The sequence below is a fragment of the Chryseobacterium sp. IHB B 17019 genome (genome assembly GCF_001456155.1).
Taxonomy (GTDB): Bacteria; Bacteroidota; Bacteroidia; order Flavobacteriales; family Weeksellaceae; genus Chryseobacterium.
The window spans coordinates 2,554,872-2,572,650 of record NZ_CP013293.1 but is presented as its reverse complement, the minus strand read 5'-3'; the positions used below and the strand labels follow the sequence as shown (position 1 = coordinate 2,572,650).

Here is a 17,779-nt window from a genome sequence, read left to right as displayed (position 1 = left end):
CAATATGGATTATCAAAATTTAAAATGGCATATTATAAATGAAAAGCCTATTCTTAATAGTATTTTTGAAAATTTTTTTGAAGAGGATAGGTTAATAAAATTATCTGAACCTATTATATTAGAGGCACAGCATGCCCTTAATGTATACTACGATAGATATATGATTCAAAAAAACGTTACAAAAGCCAATGTAATAGGTTACGAGAAGCTGCTCGAAAATTTAAAAAATAGAAAAGATAAAATTTTTATTTATCAGATTAATACAGAAATAGGTTTTATATCTTGTTTTTTTGATAACAAAGAAAAAACATTGTTGGGAGTATTATGGAATCCTAATAAAAAAGGCATATAATTTCAAAATATGTACTTTTAGATTATTGGAGTTGCTAGCTTTTTTGAGACAAAAGGCTTATCCTTTTTATACTCTTAATTAAGATGTTAAATAATTCAGGGTGTTGAAATCAATGCCCTGATTTTTAATTTAGAAAAGTCTTGAAAAAAAACGGAGAAGGCGTTCTTGAAATCGTCTACTACCCATTTGGGATGAATCATTTCAAAACAGGGGAATTCCTACTTTGGGCAGGGAAGTTATAAAAACAACAAGTACAACGGTAAGGAATTACAGGAAACAGGCATGTACAGCTATGGCTGGAGAGACTATATGCCGGATATTGCAAGATGGAACGGTATCGACCAGTTTAGCTGAAAATTATCTTTCAACAAGTACGTATGCGTATGTAGCTAATAATCCTGTCTCTTACTCGGATGTAGACGGAAGATGGTTTGATCAGGATGGACATATTATAGATACCTCCGGACAAACGTATGGTTTCCTTAATTCATCGGTTAAACCTCATTATGCTACCAATTACCTTGGGGTAAATCCAAGTGATGGCGGTGGAGGAAGCGGTTACACTTTTACAGGAAATGCTGCTGCATCCGTTTTCAATTATTTTGCAAATGGGGGGGGGCTATGGACGGAATTTCTTTTGACAACGGATATATGAGTTGGTGGACAAATGTTACGGAGGATTCCGGAACTTTGACTAGTCATATGTTGAAATTTGCTTGGGGAAGTATTGGTGATTTTTTTCAGGATCATTTTGTATTAAAAGGAGAGCTTTCAGGCAGTTTGGGTGTACAAGTTGGAGCAAAATTGGGAGGCCCTTTACAGGCAAATGCAGAAGCTGGTATATTTTCTACTGAGATAGGTAAATTAGGATGGAGTTATGGTGATGGGTTTTATGCAAATTATGGTGATGGAAAGGGTCATAATTTTGCTGCTGCTGGGATAAAAATATTATCAAAACAATTGAGTGTTGGTGGTAAAGTTGATTATGTAACAAACCATGCAATTCCAACTACTGGGGATTTGTTAAAATATTATCCAAATAATGGGCATCTTGAATGGGAAGGGAATATTGGTCCGGGTAAATCCCATTTGTCACCACAAAAAGGTTCAGATGCAGATATTTTAAATATAGGACTTAAAAGTAAATTAAGAGGTAGTAATAAAGAATCCTGTACTTATTGTGCTGATTTAGGAGTTGGATTTAAAGCACTTTTAGGAATAGATGTAAAATTAATAATAGGTTTTAAATAAAGATTTAATGACTAAATAATGAAATATTATGTAGCTTTTTCAAAAAAGTCTATTGACATTAATAGTGACCAAGGCTTAGTTTTTCGTACAATTTGTAAAAACTATTTTTTCAAAAGAAAATATTTTATATATGATAATAAAAATGATTTATTATGTGTTTTTGAAAAGAATGATTTTTTATTGTTTTTTACCAAAACTAAAATTATCACGAACAATCTGAATTACGACTTTTCATATTTTAAAAAAGGGCAAATTAATTTTTTAAAATTAAAAAATGATACTATCTCCTATAAAGAGAATTTTATAGGGTACTTGAAGTCTGAGTTTATGCTTAATAACCAAGTAATAGGTAGTATTAATGAAGAATATGAGTTTCCTAATAATAGAATGAGTTTTAATTTTTATGAAAATAATATAATCAACTATAGTTGTTTGATACTGTTTATAATATCAAGTACTGCTTATTGGGATCCGAACTAGAGTTTATAACAAAAAATATAGAGAATAAATAATTTTATAATAATGAATGATTTTAGTAATTTTGAAATTATACCTATTAAACGAAGATCTCTTTTGCCATGGTGGATAAGGGGCTTTTGCTGGTTATTTATAGCAACTGCTTTTATAGCGATTTTAAGGATGGTTTTATTACTGTTTGACATAAATACTGAATTTGAATTTTACGGGTTAAATGCAAAAGACAATACACTTATTTATGGGATGATTGTTTTTCTCGTATTTATATTACACGGTTTCACAGCATATAGCTTATGGTTTGAAAAGGATTATGCGATAAAATTAGGTGTACTAGATGCTATAATTGGTATTGTCTTATGCTTATTTTCAATGACTGTAAGTTTTTATTATAGTCATTTTACAATAAGATTAGAAATGATACTATTGATACTTTTTTTATTTAAATTGTTGAAAATTAGAGCGAAATGGGATTCAGCTGTTCCTTCCCACGAGCAGAAGTTGGGATGAAAACATCTATGCATAAGAAAATTCATTTGTTGCATAAAGTTTATGAGTTTGATATGTTTCAAAGTATTGTTAGAGTTCCTTTATTAATCAAATTACGAAGTAAGCTTTGAATAAAATAATTAAAAAACAGGTAATCTAAATGGTTACCTGTTTTAGTTTTGCCATCAGAAAGATCAGTATATTTACAGCTACACAGATCAGCTGGGAAATGTAAGGGTTTCTTATGGAAGAAACAGCGCAGGGGGCTCTTGAAATTACAGATTCCAATGATTATATCCATTTGGGATGAATCATTTCAAAACAGGGGAATTCCTACTTTGGGCAGGGAAGTTATAAAAACAACAAGTTCAACGGTAGGGAATTACAGGAAACAGGCATGTACAGCTATGGCTGGAGAGACTATATGCCGGATATTGCAAGATGGAACGGTATCCACCAGTTAGCTGAAAATTATCTTTCAACAAGTACGTATGCGTATGTTGCTAATAATCCTATCTCTTACTCAGATGTAGACGGAAGATGGTTTGATCAGGATGGAAATATTATAGATACCTCCGGACAGACCTATGGTTTCCTTAATTCATCGGTTAAACCTCATTATGCCAGCAATTACCTTGGGGTAAATGCAAGTGATGGTGGCGGAGGTTATACTCTTACTGGAAATGCAGCCTCCTCGATGTTTAAATATCTTGCGAATGGAGGAACTATAGACGATATTTCGTTTACTAAAGAATATGCAACTTGGTGGACAGACGGAGATCAGTTAAGTTACAGTCAAGTTAGATGGTGAAATAGATGTATATGCGCAAGAAAAGATAATTCATAAAATGAAGTTGTATGAAAGGGAAAAGCTGTGGGACGGAGTGACAAAAAAAATGAGTGCTTTAGGTTTTGCTAATGATGTAAAAATACAATTATTTGAAGCTGGTATCAGAAAAAGTGCTGGTTTAACAATAAGCGAGTTTAATGCTCTAAATAAAACGGCACAAGAATTGAGAACTCTGGGAGCACTAGGTTATACTGGAACTAAATATCTTAGTGCGTTTAAAAATTTAGGTGTTGCTGCATCAATTGTCACAACAGCTTATTCGGCTAGTAAGGTTTATAATCAATACCAAGAAGGTGGAGCCAGTGAAGTTTTTAGTCATAGAGATGTTGTTGATACTACTGTCGGATTAGTTGGATTAGGTACTACTGCTTTAGTAGCTGTTGGGCTTATATCAAATCCTGTTGGATGGGCTATTGGTATTGGTGTTTTAGTTTATGGTACTGGAACAATGATTTATGATTTGACAAATGAACCTTAATTCTCAAATAATGCAAGAATATAATATCACAATTTTTAGACAATCAAGAGTTGTATTAAGTCTCTTTTTATTACCTATACTCTTTGTATTGACAATTTTTATAAGTGTTGAAACTCATTCAATTATTATTGCTATTTTATTTATAACTATCTGGATTTTGCTATTTTATTATTTTAGTCTAGGAAGTCTCAAAATAACCATCAGAAATGATGAGCTGTTTTTTGAATGGAAAAAGAAATTCATTTTTAATTATGAGCCAATTAAATCTATAAAAATCAATGATATAAAAGTTATTGTTGTAGATAATGGTGAATTTTTAAAGAAAATTAAAACTAATAATAATACCATATATATTAATAATTCTAGATTTAATGCGAAGGATGCACATAATTTTATAGAAAAATTAGTTAAAAATAATATTAAAGTTATAGATAGTTGGGATGAGTTTGCTGAAAAAGGGTATATTAAATAGCTTATATAATTAATTCAATTTTATTAATTGTCTCAATAATAGTTGTTATACTTTTCACAATTTTAAAAGGTTTTAACCCTGTGTCATTATCTATTCTGTTGTTATTTATCCCGCAAATAATTTTATATCAAAAACAAATTAAAAGTAAAATAAATTATAAAGATTAATTAGTAATATTTTCAGAATTGTTTTATTACTAATAATGAAAATTAACATAAACTATCAAAATGGATAATCTAAATGGTTATTCGTTTTATTTTGTTGGTAAAAAGATCAGTATATTTATAGCTACAAAGACCAGCTGGGAAATGTAAGGTTTCTTATACAAGAAAAAGCACAGGGACTCTTGAAATTACAGATTCCAATGATTATTATCCATTTGGGATGAATCATTTCAAAACAAGGAATTCCTACTTTGGGCAGGGAAGTTATAAAAACAACAAGTACAACGGTAAGGAATTATAGGAAACAGGCATGTACAGCTATGGCTGGAGAGACTATATGCCGGATATTGCAAGATGGAACGGTAACGACCAGTTAGCTGAAAATTATTTTTCAACAAGTACGTATGCGTATGTTGCGAATAATCCTGTCTCTTACTCGGATGTAGACGGAAGATGGTTTGATCAGGATGGAAATATTATAGATACTTCGGGTCAGACGTATGGTTTCCTTAATTCATCGGTTAAACCTCATTATGCCACCAACTTTCTTGGGGTAAATCCTAGCGATGGCGGTGGAGGCGGTGGAAATGGTTACACCTTTATTGGCAATGCGGCAGCATCGTATTCAATTATTTCGCAAATGGAGGAAACATAAACGGAATTTCATTTGATGATGGATGGCAAAATGGTGGTCAGATTTAGGACATGAAAATGAAGGGTACTTGGGGATTTAATATTTGGAGAATGTAGTCTTATGAATATGGTTCGGAAATGCATAAAACTTCACAAGATCTTAGAAAATGGGCGGGATATGCTTTTTCAGCCAATAAGTTTGTTTTTCAACCTGCTGCTGACAGAGCTGTTTTATATGGAGCAGGCGAAGCTTATTCTACTACCAATTTGGTTTTGAAAAAGCATTACCAAAGATATTAGGCTCTAGAAAAATATATGTTCCAATAATGGAAGTAAGTGTTAAGAATGCACAAAGGTTAGCCGCTGGAACTAAAATTGTAGGAAGAGTTTTAGGAGGTGTTGGAATAGGTTTAGCAACCGTTGATATTAGTCAAAATGAGGTAACTACATCTAACTCATTAGATCTTGTAATGTCTGTATTAGCTGTTTCACCAACAGGTTAGGGGCAAGCTATAGCAGGAACTTATTTTATTGCCAATGGGATTACTATGTGAGTAATGGGAAAAGATATAGGGTAGCATATTGAAGGCACTGTGAATAAATACTATAATGATGTTGTAAGAGCAGAAGAACAAAGAAAATTTAACGCAGCCATGGGCTATTAAAAAATAATATGATACTTATTGATTATATATACTATCAGATAACTAATTTTTATCATCATTTTGAAAAAGATGGTACACATAAAGCTTCAGGGATTATAGGAGCTTGTTCCTTACTTTCATTTAATTTGATATTTGTATTGATGTTTTTAGATCATTTTTATGAGATGAACACCTTACCTTCGAATAAATACATAGTAATAATCTATTGTTTACCAATTATTTCACTAATGAGCTTAAGATATTGGAAATTTACTTCCTATGAAAGAGATTAATGAGAAAGTGAAAGGTTTTAGTAAAACAACAAAAATAATAGCTGACATTTTAGTAATTAGCTATGCTATCATTTCATTTTTTGGATTACTTATTTTAAGTCTTTATGTAGGCACATTAAAAAATACATTTTAATTATTATTAAGTTACAATTAGGGCATTGATATTCAATGCCCTAATTAATTTGTAATCCAAACTAGTAAATACTAAAACGACGGAATAAGATTAGAAGAATAGAAAAAATTTAATACAGCCTAGGCTATTAAATTTATATATAATATGTTTTTCCTTGATGAAAACTATCTTTTCATATCTTTTATGATATAATTTATTTTATCCCCTTCCTCCTCATCAATTTTTATGTTGGGTTTCACGCCAATATTATCGATTGGGTTTTCAGGAAGGCGTTTCGAACGTCCAATAGGTATTACCAAGTTGAAATCTTTGCATGGAATATCAAAGTATTGAGCGTTATTGTAGTCTAACATTCCAGCTGAATTTTCTCCGTAAACTTTCACCTTGCTGCTCTGCATCGCGGTTAACAGAAATGATTCTGCAGAACTCGCTGTATTTCTATCAATCAGTATAGCTACTTTACTTGGATATTGATATACAGTATCAAGCCTAATTTCGAAGCTATCTTTTCCGGAAGGATTGACAAACTGATTTGGGTATTGATTCATCAGCTTAATTAAATTAGCTATTAGATCTTTTCCAGCCTGTGGTAGTTCATTATCTTTAAGATTTTTACTTAAGATCTTAATGTTCTCCTTCGAGGAGAGAAATTCATCAGGCTTGATCTTTATTGGATTAGTATAGATGTAAGGTATTAGTCCGCTGAAAGCATAATCAGTTCCTCCATCATTACCCCTTAAATCGATAATCCAGTTCGGCAATTTCTTCAGTCTCTGATCGTAAGCTTGCAGTAAACTATCAATGTTTTTTTTCTCACCCCATTCAAAAGACGGAAATCTTAATAGAACAGTTTCATCATCAAGTATTTTGATATTAGTCCTTGATTCTAACTTTCCTATTGAAATTGAAATGTTCTTTGGTTTAGTAAATCGTCCGTTCAACAACTTTACTGCTTCTGGATACTTCTTTCTATATCTCCAATCAAGCTGGATTCGAAGGTGATTATCTCTGAAATAATTGGTCCATGTTCTAAGGATAACATAGCATGAATCGACATTCTTAGCTTCGATTGATTTTTTTCTTAATGAGGTTGTAAAACTTTCGAAGACATTTTTATTGCCAATTTTAATTTTATCTTTAAAACCTGCGTAATCAGTTTTAACGTGACCAACCATGTAATCAAAATTCAGTAAACAATCGCATTGTTGCGCTGATGATGTAAAAGGAAGAAGTAAAATCAGAATAGGAAGAATTTTTTTCATGTAATTGAGTATATAGTTAATGGCTCATAAATGCAATTTTTGGTTGCATGATTGCTATGTCCTGTCGTTTTAAGGTTTTTATAATTTTTTACTATCCTGTGTTCTAGCTCATCTATACTACAAAGATAGTATGAAAATTTTACCTGACCTTATCACCGATTTTAAAAGCATTCGAGACGTTTACTTTTCCAAGCACAATTGAACTTTTCAGAATGTCATACCTGTCCAACTTTCCATTTACAAAGGCATGCAAAGACTTTTGCCAGGTCAGGAGTAATCAAATGTATCTGGTGATAAAGTATGAAACAAACGCGAATAACGTATTAGATAAAATTGTTCAAAGCGAAATTTTAGAATATATTTAGATTGAAAGAAATTCTAAATTTAAAAAATTATTAAGTTTATAACTTTTGTTAACTAAAAATATTTTTTGTGAGTCTCTGAAAGTTTACAGTGTATAAAACACAGTCTGATGAGGTTTCTGTAATAAGGTAAATATCTTTCTGTTTATGTCCTGTAATAAACATGATTTGAGGTGTTATAAATCATTTGATACCATAAAAGTTAGTGTAAAAATGTGTCACATAATATGAGAGCAACCTGTATCTTGAGTTTCTACAATCTCATTTGTTTAATCATTATTTAGGCATTAATAATATCATTAAATTATTTAAAAATAAACTTATTGGCTAACGATTAACTAGAAAAAAAACAAAACCACTTGAAAATCAAGTGGTTTGTTGTTAAATTGTAGACCCACAGGGATTCGAACCCCAGATGACTGAACCAAAATCAGTAGTGTTACCGCTACACCATGGGTCTGTTTCTATGACGCGAAATTATAGAATTTATTTTAAAAATAAAAATCTAAATTGAAAATTAATTGTATAAAAAAGTCGGGATAAGCCCTTTGTTATTGATAGACAAAGTTTTATTTATAATGTGGAATTCGTGTTCAAATAAAGGTTCATAATGAAGTAATTTTCTGTTCAACTTAAGGCTAATTATTAATTTCCGGGTCATTAAATAAAAACCCTTATCTTTGCAAAAAATTGGGCTCCAAGAGTTGGAGAAACCCATTAATAATTAAATTATTAAACATTTTTATGTCGAATATTGTTGCAATCGTTGGGCGTCCCAACGTAGGAAAATCCACACTTTTTAATCGTTTACTGGAAAGAAGAGAAGCTATTGTAGATTCTACTGCAGGAGTTACCAGAGACCGTCATTACGGAAAATCTGACTGGAACGGAGTAGATTTTACCGTTATCGATACAGGTGGATATGATGTGAATAACGATGACGTTTTTCAGGAAGAAATCTCAAAACAAGTTCAGTTAGCAATCGATGAAGCTACTTCTATCATCTTTATGATGAACGTGGAAGAAGGTCTAACGGACACGGATTACGAAATTTACGAACTTTTAAGAAGAGCAAACAAACCCGTTTATATCGTTATCAATAAAGTAGATTCTGCTAAGGAAGAAATTGATGCTACTGAGTTCTATCAGTTAGGAATTGACAAATATTACACTTTATCGTCTGCAACAGGTTCCGGAACAGGAGAGGTTTTAGATGATATCGTAAGAGATTTCCCGACTACAGATTATAAAGATCCATTTGAGGGGCTGCCTAAAATTACCATTGCAGGCCGTCCTAATGTAGGAAAATCTACATTAACGAATGCCTTATTAGATGCAGACAGAAATATTGTAACGGATGTTGCTGGAACTACAAGAGATAGTATTCAGACTCTTTACAACAAATTCGGACATGAGTTTGTATTGGTAGATACTGCCGGAATGAGAAGGAAATCTAAGGTTTCTGAGGATCTTGAATTCTATTCTGTGATGAGATCTATACGTTCTATTGAATATTCCGATGTAGTAATCATTATGGTGGATGCTACTTTAGGATGGGAATCTCAGGATATGAATATCTTTGGTTTAGCACAGAAAAACAGAAAAGGTATTGTAATCGTGGTGAATAAATGGGATCTTATTGAAGATAAGAAAACCAATACGGTACGTGATTTCGAGCAATCAATTAAAGATAAGATCGGTCAGTTCAGTGATGTTCCAATTCTTTTTGTTTCAGCTTTAACGAAGCAGAGAATTCTAAAAGCCGTTGAAGTAGCGATGGAGGTTTATGAAGCCCGTAAGAAAAAGATCAAAACTTCAAAATTGAATGAAGTAATGCTTCCGATTTTTGAAGGAACTCCACCACCGGCGAATAAAGGAAAATTCATTAAAATCAAATATTGTGTACAGCTTCCAACGCCGTCACCACAGTTTGTATTCTTCTGTAACTTACCGCAATACGTAAAAGAACCTTATAAAAGATTTACTGAAAATCAATTGAGAAAAGAATTCGGGTTTACCGGAGTTCCGATCGAAGTATATTTCAGACAGAAATAAATTACAATCCCTTTTAGATTTTCTAAGAGGGATTTTTTTTTGGCAGCTATTTCCGCCTTCCGTTCCCGCAATTTTATAGTTTTGCCAATGCTTTTCCCCTTCCAAAAACTACAAAATGTGCTCCACTCAAGTCGGGCTGTGCCTTTCAACATGTTTTAAAAAATGCATCACTACTTATTTCTACTACTTATTCAGATTAAAATTTATAAATTAGATTAAAATTTTTTCAAACAATGAACACAGTTGTATTATCAACACAGTTTTCTTTAGTTAATTCCTGGATCAATGAACTCAGAAACGTTGAAATCCAGCACGACCGAATGAGATTTCGCAGAAATATGGAAAGAATCGGGGAAATTGCTGCTTTTGAAATCAGTAAAAGTTTAGAACAAAAAGAAATCGAAATTCAGACTCCTTTGGATACAATCAGGAGTAAAGAAATTGCTGTTCAGCCCGTTATTACAACTATTTTAAGAGCTGGAGTGCCTCTTTTTCAGGGGATTTTAAATTATTTTGATAAAGCGGATTGCGGATTTGTAGCAGCATACAGAAAACATGACGCGAATGATTATTTCTCAATTAAACAGGACTATCTGACCTGCCCGAACATCGACGGAAGGCCACTAATTGTTGCAGATCCCATGTTGGCAACCGGTGCATCCTTAATTGAAGCGATAAAAGATTTATTAACCAACGGAACCCCAACCCAACTCCACATTGTTGCAGCTATTGCTTCAAAACAAGGCGTTGAAACCATCGAAAAAGCATATCCAAACGCAAAAATATGGGTAGGAGCAATTGATGAAAATTTAACGTCAAAAGGCTACATCACACCAGGATTAGGCGATGCCGGAGATTTAAGCTACGGAGAAAAACTTCAGAGATGAGTGAAACCTTTGAGTTCTTAGCTGAGTGTTAACGCCTTTGAACTTTGCGTTAAATTAATCTCAAACATTAATGTAGATTCCAGAAATCCTTCATTAAATTCAACAATAAATTACCCCTTACTTTATCCATCGGATGTTTCGTATTGGGAAGTACGGCCAATTTTGCGTTGGGAAGACTTCTGTAAACCTCCATGCTTTCTTCAAGAGTCACCATATTGTCTTGATCTCCAACCATAATCTGAACCGGAATATTGATTGTTGTTAAGTTATTTTTCAACGGCGGATTCTTACCCAGAGAAATCATCATTTCTGCAATAGCGGGAAGCAGTTGTCGCCATTTTTCACCATGTTGATTTTCCAAAAGAGCAGCATATTTCGGGACTTTTTCAGCAATAACATCCGGATTAAGCATTTTACTTTCTTTTAAAGCCTGTTCCTCCGTCCAGTCGAATTTTGTACCCAAAGTCATGATGGAATTTACATTTTCAGGATGTTGATTGGCATAGCAAAGCGCAACATAACCACCCATGCTGTGCCCGAAAATATAAACATCTTTTAAGTTTTCTTTTTTAATGTATTCTGCCAGTTCTTCAGTATATTTTTCAATAGTTATCCCATTTTCAGGAAGGTCAATATTTCCGTGTCCGGAAAATAAAGGCGTATGAATAATAAAATATTTTGAAAGTTCTTCTATAAAAGGTTCAAAAATTTCGCTGTGACCCAAAGCTCCATGTAGTAAAATAAGATGTAGCATAATCATTAGTTTGTCCCGGAAAATTAAGAAAAAGAATCGGAATTAAAAACATGAAAGCAATGATGGTAGAAGTTTCAACTCATAACTCATAATTCATAACTCATAATTCATAACTCATAATTCATAACTCAAAATTATAACCTTAAACATCCATCGCCATTACCAGAACACTTATTTTATTGTCTCCGGCCTTCAAAATTTCCCATGCAATGGTAGACAAAGTGTTTCCTGTTGTAAAAACATCATCAATCAGCAAAACATGTTTTCCGGATATATTTTTGGTGATGGAAAAATCATTTTTTGTTTCCAGCCGGTGCTGCTTATCTTTTAAAGCTTGAGCTTTGGAATAATGATTTCTTGTAATTAAATCATGATCGAAAGGAATTTTATAAAAATCAGACAACGTTTCGGTGAATAGATGCAATTGATTATAGCCTCTTTCCTTCAATTTTTTTGGGTGAAGCGGAACGGAAACCATCAGATCAGGCTTTTGATCTTCAAAATCCAACTGTTCAGTTACCCAATCAGCTATAATTTTTCCGGTCTTTTCGCGGTTTCTGTATTTTAATTCGTGAATGATTTTCCGGCTCAAATTTTCTTCTTCAAATTGCATCAGGGAAAAAGTATTTTCAACAGGAAAAAGCAGTTTACATTTTTCTTTTACCGGATTATCTTTAAAATAATTAAAATGTGTAAAATGAATTTGCTCAAAGCAAAGACTGCAGACCAACAGGTCGGCATCAATAATCCGGTTGCAATGGATACAACGGTTCGGAAAGAAAGTATCTAAAATCATTTGTGTGTGTTGTACCGCGAAGATAATATAATTGTTGGAAATGGAAACAGCGAAATTATTCATGTTAAAATAACGGTAATTGGAAAAAGAAAATTTAAAAAGTCCCTATCTTTGGATATGAGTTTGATTTACGAAAAAGAATTACAAGTAACAGAAAAGCATATCGATCAGAATAATCACGTAAATAACGTTCAATATGTACATTGGGTGGAAGAAATTGCTGTGGAACATTGGAATTCTGTAAAGCATACTACCGATTATCCCAATGACATTTGGATGCTTCTGGATCATCATATTCAATACAAAAAGCAGGTGTACTTAGGAGATACCATCACGATAAAAACATATCCGAAAACTCCTGAAGGAATTCGGCAGCCCAGAAAAGTTGAGTTTTACTGTAAGGATCAGCTTGTGGTAGATTCGCTTACACTTTGGGTTTTGGTGGATAAAGAAACACAGAAAATTAAAAGGCTGGAAAGTGACTGGCTGGAGAAACTTAATTTTTAAATTCCTTTCTGATTAATCTCACTTTCCAAATCTTTTAATTAATAATTTAATCAAAAGATCGGATTCCTTATCTTTGCAACATGATACGTATTACAAAAATTTTTACATTCGAGACGGCTCATGTGCTGTATAATTATGATGGAAAATGTAAAAATATGCACGGGCATTCTTACAAGCTGTTTGTGACGGTGAAGGGAAAACCTGTCAATGATTTGGAAAATCCTAAAAATGGGATGGTGGTGGATTTTGGTGATATTAAAACGATCGTAAAATCTGAGATTGTAGATGTTTGGGACCATGCAGTTTTGGTCAATGCGCTTTCTCCTCATAAGGATTTGGGTGAAGATCTTGAGCAGAAAGGTCATAAAGTGATTTATTGTACTTTTCAGCCGACCTGCGAAAATATGTTATACGCCATCGCAGCAAAAATAAAATCAAGGCTTCCGGAAGGAATTTCTTTAGCTTACCTTAAACTTCACGAAACCGAAAACTCTTATGGAGAATGGTTTGCAGAAGATAATCAATAATTTTAGAAAACTCAGACGGTGTTAAAAACGATCATCAATTTAGAATCCGGAAAAAAAGTGTACTTCGCTTCAGATCAGCACTTCGGTGCGCCCAATCCGAAGGAAAGCAAAGTGCGTGAAGAGCGGTTTATCCGTTGGATGGATGAGATCAAGCATGATGCACAGGTTTTGTTTCTGATGGGTGATTTATTTGATTTTTGGCATGAATGGAAGCATGTGATTCCCAAAGGATACGTCCGGGTTTTAGGGAAAATTGCAGAATTGAAGGATCGTGGAATTCATATTTATTTTTTTGTAGGGAACCATGATCTTTGGATGAAAGACTATTTGGAAGAAGAAATAGGCTGTACGGTTTTTTATCAGAAACAATATTTTGAGATGGGTGGAAAGCAGTTTCTATTGGCTCATGGTGATGGATTAGGGCCCGGAGATAAAGGGTATAAAAGGATGAAAAAGCTCTTTACCAATCCTATTGCTCAGTGGTTTTTCAAATGGCTGCATCCTGATATTGCCATGAAAATCGCGTTGTATATGTCTCAAAAAAACAAAATGATTTCCGGCGATGAAGACAAAGAGTTTTTGGGCGAGGATAAAGAATTTTTAATTATTTATTCTAAAGAAAAGTTGAAAACGCAGAAGATAGACTATTTTATTTACGGACATCGCCACCTGCCGATGGTGCTTGATTTGGAAGGAAAAGCAAAATATATCAATCTTGGAGACTGGATTTCATATTTCACATATGGTGTTTTTGAACATGATTTTGAATTAAAAATGTTTGAAGAAAACACAAAAAAAATTACCCCATAAGAGGTAATTCTCCGAATGAACCGAAATTCACTCTTGTTTTTAATCCATATTCCGCATTTCTTATTGCAAGAATTCGACCAAAGATTGTTTTAAAAGATTAAAAAAAAATTAAAACTGCATTTTTCTTGTTAACTTATTTGAAATGAGATAGTAAGAATTTAAAATATTTTTGAAGTGGAAAATATATTCGACATATTGACAGAAGAGGACTTTTTGAGCATGTCATTAAAAACATTTCGTTACCAATACGAAAATGTTGAGATCTACAGGCGTTTTGTGGATTATCTGAACATTAATCCGGACAAAGTGGACACTCTGACAAAAATTCCGTTTCTGCCAATTGAGATGTTCAAAAATCATCAAATCCTGGATAAAAATGTAACTGCTGATCTGTTTTTTCAAAGTTCCGGAACGACACAGATGAATTTGTCTAAACATTTCATTGCGGATGAAAACATATATCAGGAAAGCATCTATAAAAGCTTTGAACAGTTTATCGGGAAGCCGGAGGAATATATTTTTCTGGGTCTTTTGCCAAGCTATTTGGAAAAACAACATTCATCGTTAATTTACATGGTAGATTACCTGATGAAAAAATCGGGCAAACCTGAAAACGGATATTTCCTCTACAATCATTCGGATTTATTTGAATTATTAAATGCTTTAAAAGATAAAAAAGTCATTCTCTTCGGTGTTTCATTTGCGCTTTTGGATTTTTTGGATTTTTGTAACATTAATACTCAAACTCTTTCACTCTCTCAGTCTCTCACAGTAATCGAGACCGGCGGAATGAAAGGCAGAAAAGAAGAAATGACAAAAGATGAATTGTTGAAAATTTTACAGCAAGGTTTTAAAACTGATAAAATTTATTCAGAATATTCCATGACGGAATTGCTTTCCCAGGCATATTCTTTAGGAAATAACGAATATCAATGTCCGAATTGGATGAAAATTATGGTAAGAAATGCCGAAGATCCTTTTAATTATGAAAAAGAAGGAAGGACCGGCGCGATAAACATTATTGATCTGGCAAATATTCATTCCTGTTCGTTCATTGCAACGCAGGATTTGGGGAAAATTACAGGCGATAAATCTCAAGTATTAGGAAGAATCGACCACTCCGATATTCGCGGCTGCAGCCTTTTGGTGAGCTAATGAGTGGAGAGTTTTAGGTTTTAAGTTTAATGATTAATGAACTTTGCTTAGTGAAATGAAATATACAGAGGGTTTTAAAACAAGCTTTGAGATCCTTGCGTTTAAAATTAGAGTTAATTTAAAATCCAAAATTTAAATTTAAAATTTAAGGTGTTAAAAATAGAAGAACTTGTTCACGCATTCATTCATTCTCAATGTGATTTTGAGAAGGAAGTTGTGTTGACCAACCACTTTCAGGCAGATTGGGAAGCGGATCTGTTGATTATTGATTTTGACGGATTTAGTCATGAAATTGAAATTAAGCTATCAAAAAGCGATTTTAAAAATGACTTTAAAAAATCCTACACAAATATAAATACAGGTGAAAAATTTTTAAAGCACGACAAAATTTCCTGTGGGGATTATGTCTGTAATGCCTTTAGTTTTTTGCTTCCGATGGGAATGGTTGAGCACTCAGTAATTCCCGAACATTGCGGAATTATTGAATTTTACCATAATGTTGATTCCTGGGAAACAGAGTTTTACCTGATCAGGAAACCAAAAAGAGTGCATGAAGATCCTTATTGGAAGCTGAATGACAAAGATCTTTTTATCCGGAAAATGGCCCTGAATTTATTACAGAGAAAAATGGAAATCAAAGGAAAACATGAAGAGCTTATTTTTAAAAATCCTTTTGATATTAAAAAATTCAAATAGCCATTTAATTTGTCATTTTAAGTTTTAAAGATTGCTAATTATTATGCATAAAAAAATCCCGTCAAACGACAGGATTTTATTTTTTATTTATTGAAGCTTAGTCAGCAACAATTTCATCTGAATCTCTTTGCAGTAAAAATTTGTAGATTAATCCTCCTACAACACCTCCAAGAATTGGTGCTACCCAGAACAGCCAAAGCTGCGACATTGCATTTCCTCCTACGAAAACTGCTTGTGAAAGTGATCTGGCAGGATTCACAGAAGTATTTGTAATAGGAATTGAAATTAAATGGATTAATGTTAAGGCTAAACCAATTGCGATTCCGGCAAATTTTCCGTTGGCGTACTTGTCAGTTGCTCCCATGATGATGATCAGGAAGAAAGCTGTCAATAAAAATTCCGCCAAAAATGCTGCACCCATCGAATAGCCTTTCCCAAAATAGACGGCATCACCATAAAAATTGGTGGCAAAAGCTCCCGGCCCCGAAAAATCCGGAGTACCTGAACCGCTCAAAATGACATATAAAGCTCCCGCTGCTACAACAGCTCCTAAACACTGGGCTACAATGTAAGGGATAAGATCTTTAGCCGGAAATCTTCCTCCTGCCAACAGCCCGAAGGAAACAGCAGGGTTGAAATGTCCTCCCGAAATATGTCCCACGGCATAAGCCATCGTAAGGACAGTAAGCCCGAAAGCCAAAGCAACTCCTATCAACAGAATTCCCAATTGCCCATTCGCTGAGGGGGCGATCTGTGAGGCGAAAATAGCACTTCCACAACCGCCGAAAACAAGCCAAAATGTGCCGAAAAATTCAGCAAAAAGTTTTTTTATCATATTGTTTATTTTAAAATGTTAACCAAATTTAAAATTAAAATCTCAAACTAAGTATATAATTAGTGAAAATATTTCTACAGGTTGTGAAGGATGATTGTGAATTTAATAATTGTGTTTATGTTTAGCAAAGAAAGTATTTTATTAATATTGGTATTATAGTTGATTTTTATAACATAAATTATTATTTTTCGTTTAAATCCTAAAGCCTCATTAATGAAAAAGTTTTTGTTTGTGATTTTTGTGTCTTTTATTTATACTTCTCATTATTCTCAGATGGCAAAAAAAATACTGCCATGCTATGATCTCACGGAGGTTTTAAAAGTTGAGCCAACTGCTCTTTACAAGCCACATCTGGATGCTTCCAAAAGTTTCGGAGTGAAGCTGCTGAAAGATTCTAAGACCGTTCAGAAATATATTAACAGCGGGAAATTTCATAAAATAAAAAAGTCAGGAAAAGGGTATCGTGTCCAAAAGCTTGATTACAGCAGAGGATGGATGGTTTCCAAGGGAAAACTGATGCTGGAAAAAATGGGCGCACGTTTCAGTAAGGAAACAAAAGGGCATACATTCACGGTTTCTTCGATTACCAGGACGCTGGAAGATCAGTGTAGATTACGAAAAATTAATTCTAATGCAGCTTTGGGAATCAGCTCACATAATTACGGCAATTCATTTGATATTTCCTATGTCCGTTTTAATGATGTTTTAAAGTATAATCCTAAGATGGAGGCTGCTCTGGAAAAAGTCCTCAAATATTATTACAATGCAGGGAGAATCTATTACATTAAAGAAAAACAGCAGAGCTGCTATCATGTTACGGTAAGAAATTATTAACAAATTTTCAATTATCGGTGAGATACTTGCACAGGTAGTTTAGTTTATATAATTTTATGGGACTAA

At 33.3% G+C, this 17,779-nt stretch carries 24 protein-coding genes and 1 tRNA gene; 20 read left to right on the top strand and 5 right to left on the bottom strand.

All coding sequences use genetic code 11. The annotated features are described in order from the left end of the window. The first annotated feature begins 4 nt into the window (after positions 1 to 4). The 12 genes from ATE47_RS11915 to ATE47_RS19255 all read left to right on the top strand — a co-directional run bounded on the left by ATE47_RS11915 (position 5) and on the right by ATE47_RS19255 (position 6,233). Complete coding sequence (locus ATE47_RS11915) at positions 5 to 352, top strand: hypothetical protein (protein ID WP_062162177.1); 348 nt, start codon at positions 5 to 7, stop codon at positions 350 to 352. 223 nt (positions 353 to 575) lie between these two features. Further along, on the top strand, positions 576 to 1,007 hold the full coding sequence (locus tag ATE47_RS11910; RefSeq protein ID WP_062162176.1) for a hypothetical protein: 432 nt from the start codon (positions 576 to 578) through the stop codon (positions 1,005 to 1,007). Next, positions 974 to 1,603 carry a hypothetical protein gene (locus ATE47_RS11905; RefSeq protein ID WP_062162175.1) on the top strand — a complete coding sequence of 210 codons (630 nt, stop codon included), beginning with the start codon at positions 974 to 976 and terminating at the stop codon, positions 1,601 to 1,603. Before ATE47_RS11910 ends, ATE47_RS11905 begins: the two co-directional genes overlap by 34 nt. Before the next feature lie 18 nt (positions 1,604 to 1,621). Beyond that, positions 1,622 to 2,083, top strand: a complete 462-nt coding sequence (locus ATE47_RS11900; protein WP_062162174.1) for a hypothetical protein — start codon at positions 1,622 to 1,624, stop codon at positions 2,081 to 2,083. A gap of 42 nt (positions 2,084 to 2,125) precedes the next feature. Beyond that, entirely contained in the window at positions 2,126 to 2,587 is a 462-nt protein-coding gene (locus tag ATE47_RS11895; RefSeq protein WP_062162173.1) for a hypothetical protein, read from the top strand. 376 nt (positions 2,588 to 2,963) lie between these two features. Further along, positions 2,964 to 3,377, top strand: a complete 414-nt coding sequence (locus ATE47_RS11890) for a hypothetical protein (protein ID WP_062162172.1) — start codon at positions 2,964 to 2,966, stop codon at positions 3,375 to 3,377. 37 nt (positions 3,378 to 3,414) lie between these two features. Beyond that, entirely contained in the window at positions 3,415 to 3,894 is a 480-nt protein-coding gene (locus ATE47_RS11885; RefSeq protein WP_062162171.1) for a hypothetical protein, read from the top strand. A gap of 10 nt (positions 3,895 to 3,904) precedes the next feature. Next, positions 3,905 to 4,366 (top strand): hypothetical protein, encoded by a 462-nt coding sequence (locus tag ATE47_RS11880; RefSeq protein ID WP_150114826.1) that lies wholly within the window; start codon positions 3,905 to 3,907, stop codon positions 4,364 to 4,366. Positions 4,367 to 4,840: 474 nt separating this feature from the next. Then, the gene (locus ATE47_RS11875; RefSeq protein ID WP_062162169.1) at positions 4,841 to 5,185 is read left to right on the top strand and encodes an RHS repeat-associated core domain-containing protein; all 345 of its coding nucleotides are present in this window, start codon (positions 4,841 to 4,843) and stop codon (positions 5,183 to 5,185) included. 116 nt (positions 5,186 to 5,301) lie between these two features. Next, complete coding sequence (locus ATE47_RS19265) at positions 5,302 to 5,463, top strand: hypothetical protein (RefSeq protein WP_185097091.1); 162 nt, start codon at positions 5,302 to 5,304, stop codon at positions 5,461 to 5,463. Positions 5,464 to 5,489: 26 nt separating this feature from the next. Further along, positions 5,490 to 5,666 (top strand): hypothetical protein, encoded by a 177-nt coding sequence (locus ATE47_RS19260; protein ID WP_185097090.1) that lies wholly within the window; start codon positions 5,490 to 5,492, stop codon positions 5,664 to 5,666. A 420-nt stretch (positions 5,667 to 6,086) separates the two neighbouring features. Continuing rightward, positions 6,087 to 6,233 (top strand): hypothetical protein, encoded by a 147-nt coding sequence (locus ATE47_RS19255; RefSeq protein ID WP_185097089.1) that lies wholly within the window; start codon positions 6,087 to 6,089, stop codon positions 6,231 to 6,233. Positions 6,234 to 6,397: 164 nt separating this feature from the next. On the opposite strand, the gene ATE47_RS11870 is transcribed toward ATE47_RS19255, so the two are convergent. Both ATE47_RS11870 and ATE47_RS11865 read right to left on the bottom strand, forming a co-directional pair. Next, complete coding sequence (locus ATE47_RS11870) at positions 6,398 to 7,495, bottom strand: S41 family peptidase (RefSeq protein ID WP_062162168.1); 1,098 nt, start codon at positions 7,493 to 7,495, stop codon at positions 6,398 to 6,400. A gap of 751 nt (positions 7,496 to 8,246) precedes the next feature. Then, positions 8,247 to 8,317, bottom strand: a tRNA-Gln gene (locus ATE47_RS11865). Between the two features lie 284 nt (positions 8,318 to 8,601). Between ATE47_RS11865 and der the strand changes: the two genes are divergently transcribed. After that, positions 8,602 to 9,912, top strand: coding sequence for a ribosome biogenesis GTPase Der (gene der, locus ATE47_RS11860; protein WP_062162167.1), 1,311 nt, complete (start codon positions 8,602 to 8,604; stop codon positions 9,910 to 9,912). Between the two features lie 233 nt (positions 9,913 to 10,145). Beyond that, entirely contained in the window at positions 10,146 to 10,799 is a 654-nt protein-coding gene (gene upp / locus ATE47_RS11855) for a uracil phosphoribosyltransferase (protein WP_062162166.1), read from the top strand. Positions 10,800 to 10,866: 67 nt separating this feature from the next. Here the strand turns inward: upp and ATE47_RS11850 are convergent, their stop codons facing one another. Both ATE47_RS11850 and ATE47_RS11845 read right to left on the bottom strand, forming a co-directional pair. Next, complete coding sequence (locus ATE47_RS11850) at positions 10,867 to 11,553, bottom strand: alpha/beta fold hydrolase (protein WP_062162165.1); 687 nt, start codon at positions 11,551 to 11,553, stop codon at positions 10,867 to 10,869. A 142-nt stretch (positions 11,554 to 11,695) separates the two neighbouring features. After that, positions 11,696 to 12,349 (bottom strand): ComF family protein, encoded by a 654-nt coding sequence (locus ATE47_RS11845; protein ID WP_062163541.1) that lies wholly within the window; start codon positions 12,347 to 12,349, stop codon positions 11,696 to 11,698. 117 nt (positions 12,350 to 12,466) lie between these two features. On the opposite strand from ATE47_RS11845, the gene ATE47_RS11840 reads away from it, so the two are divergent. The 5 genes from ATE47_RS11840 (at position 12,467) to ATE47_RS11820 (ending at position 16,044) form a co-directional block, all read left to right on the top strand. Then, positions 12,467 to 12,856, top strand: a complete 390-nt coding sequence (locus tag ATE47_RS11840) for an acyl-CoA thioesterase (RefSeq protein WP_062163540.1) — start codon at positions 12,467 to 12,469, stop codon at positions 12,854 to 12,856. Between the two features lie 80 nt (positions 12,857 to 12,936). After that, complete coding sequence (gene queD, locus ATE47_RS11835) at positions 12,937 to 13,383, top strand: 6-carboxytetrahydropterin synthase QueD (RefSeq protein ID WP_062162164.1); 447 nt, start codon at positions 12,937 to 12,939, stop codon at positions 13,381 to 13,383. An 18-nt stretch (positions 13,384 to 13,401) separates the two neighbouring features. Then, entirely contained in the window at positions 13,402 to 14,193 is a 792-nt protein-coding gene (locus tag ATE47_RS11830) for a UDP-2,3-diacylglucosamine diphosphatase (RefSeq protein WP_082632577.1), read from the top strand. Between the two features lie 174 nt (positions 14,194 to 14,367). After that, a complete protein-coding gene (locus ATE47_RS11825) occupies positions 14,368 to 15,348 on the top strand; it encodes a LuxE/PaaK family acyltransferase (RefSeq protein ID WP_062162163.1) in 981 nt (326 codons plus the stop codon). Positions 15,349 to 15,498: 150 nt separating this feature from the next. Further along, a complete protein-coding gene (locus ATE47_RS11820) occupies positions 15,499 to 16,044 on the top strand; it encodes a hypothetical protein (protein ID WP_062162162.1) in 546 nt (181 codons plus the stop codon). 97 nt (positions 16,045 to 16,141) lie between these two features. Here ATE47_RS11820 and aqpZ read toward each other — a convergent pair whose 3' ends face one another. Beyond that, positions 16,142 to 16,876 (bottom strand): aquaporin Z, encoded by a 735-nt coding sequence (gene aqpZ, locus ATE47_RS11815; protein WP_062163538.1) that lies wholly within the window; start codon positions 16,874 to 16,876, stop codon positions 16,142 to 16,144. Between the two features lie 216 nt (positions 16,877 to 17,092). On the opposite strand from aqpZ, the gene ATE47_RS11810 reads away from it, so the two are divergent. Next, on the top strand, positions 17,093 to 17,713 hold the full coding sequence (locus ATE47_RS11810) for a DUF5715 family protein (RefSeq protein WP_062162161.1): 621 nt from the start codon (positions 17,093 to 17,095) through the stop codon (positions 17,711 to 17,713). Positions 17,714 to 17,779 lie beyond the last annotated feature (66 nt).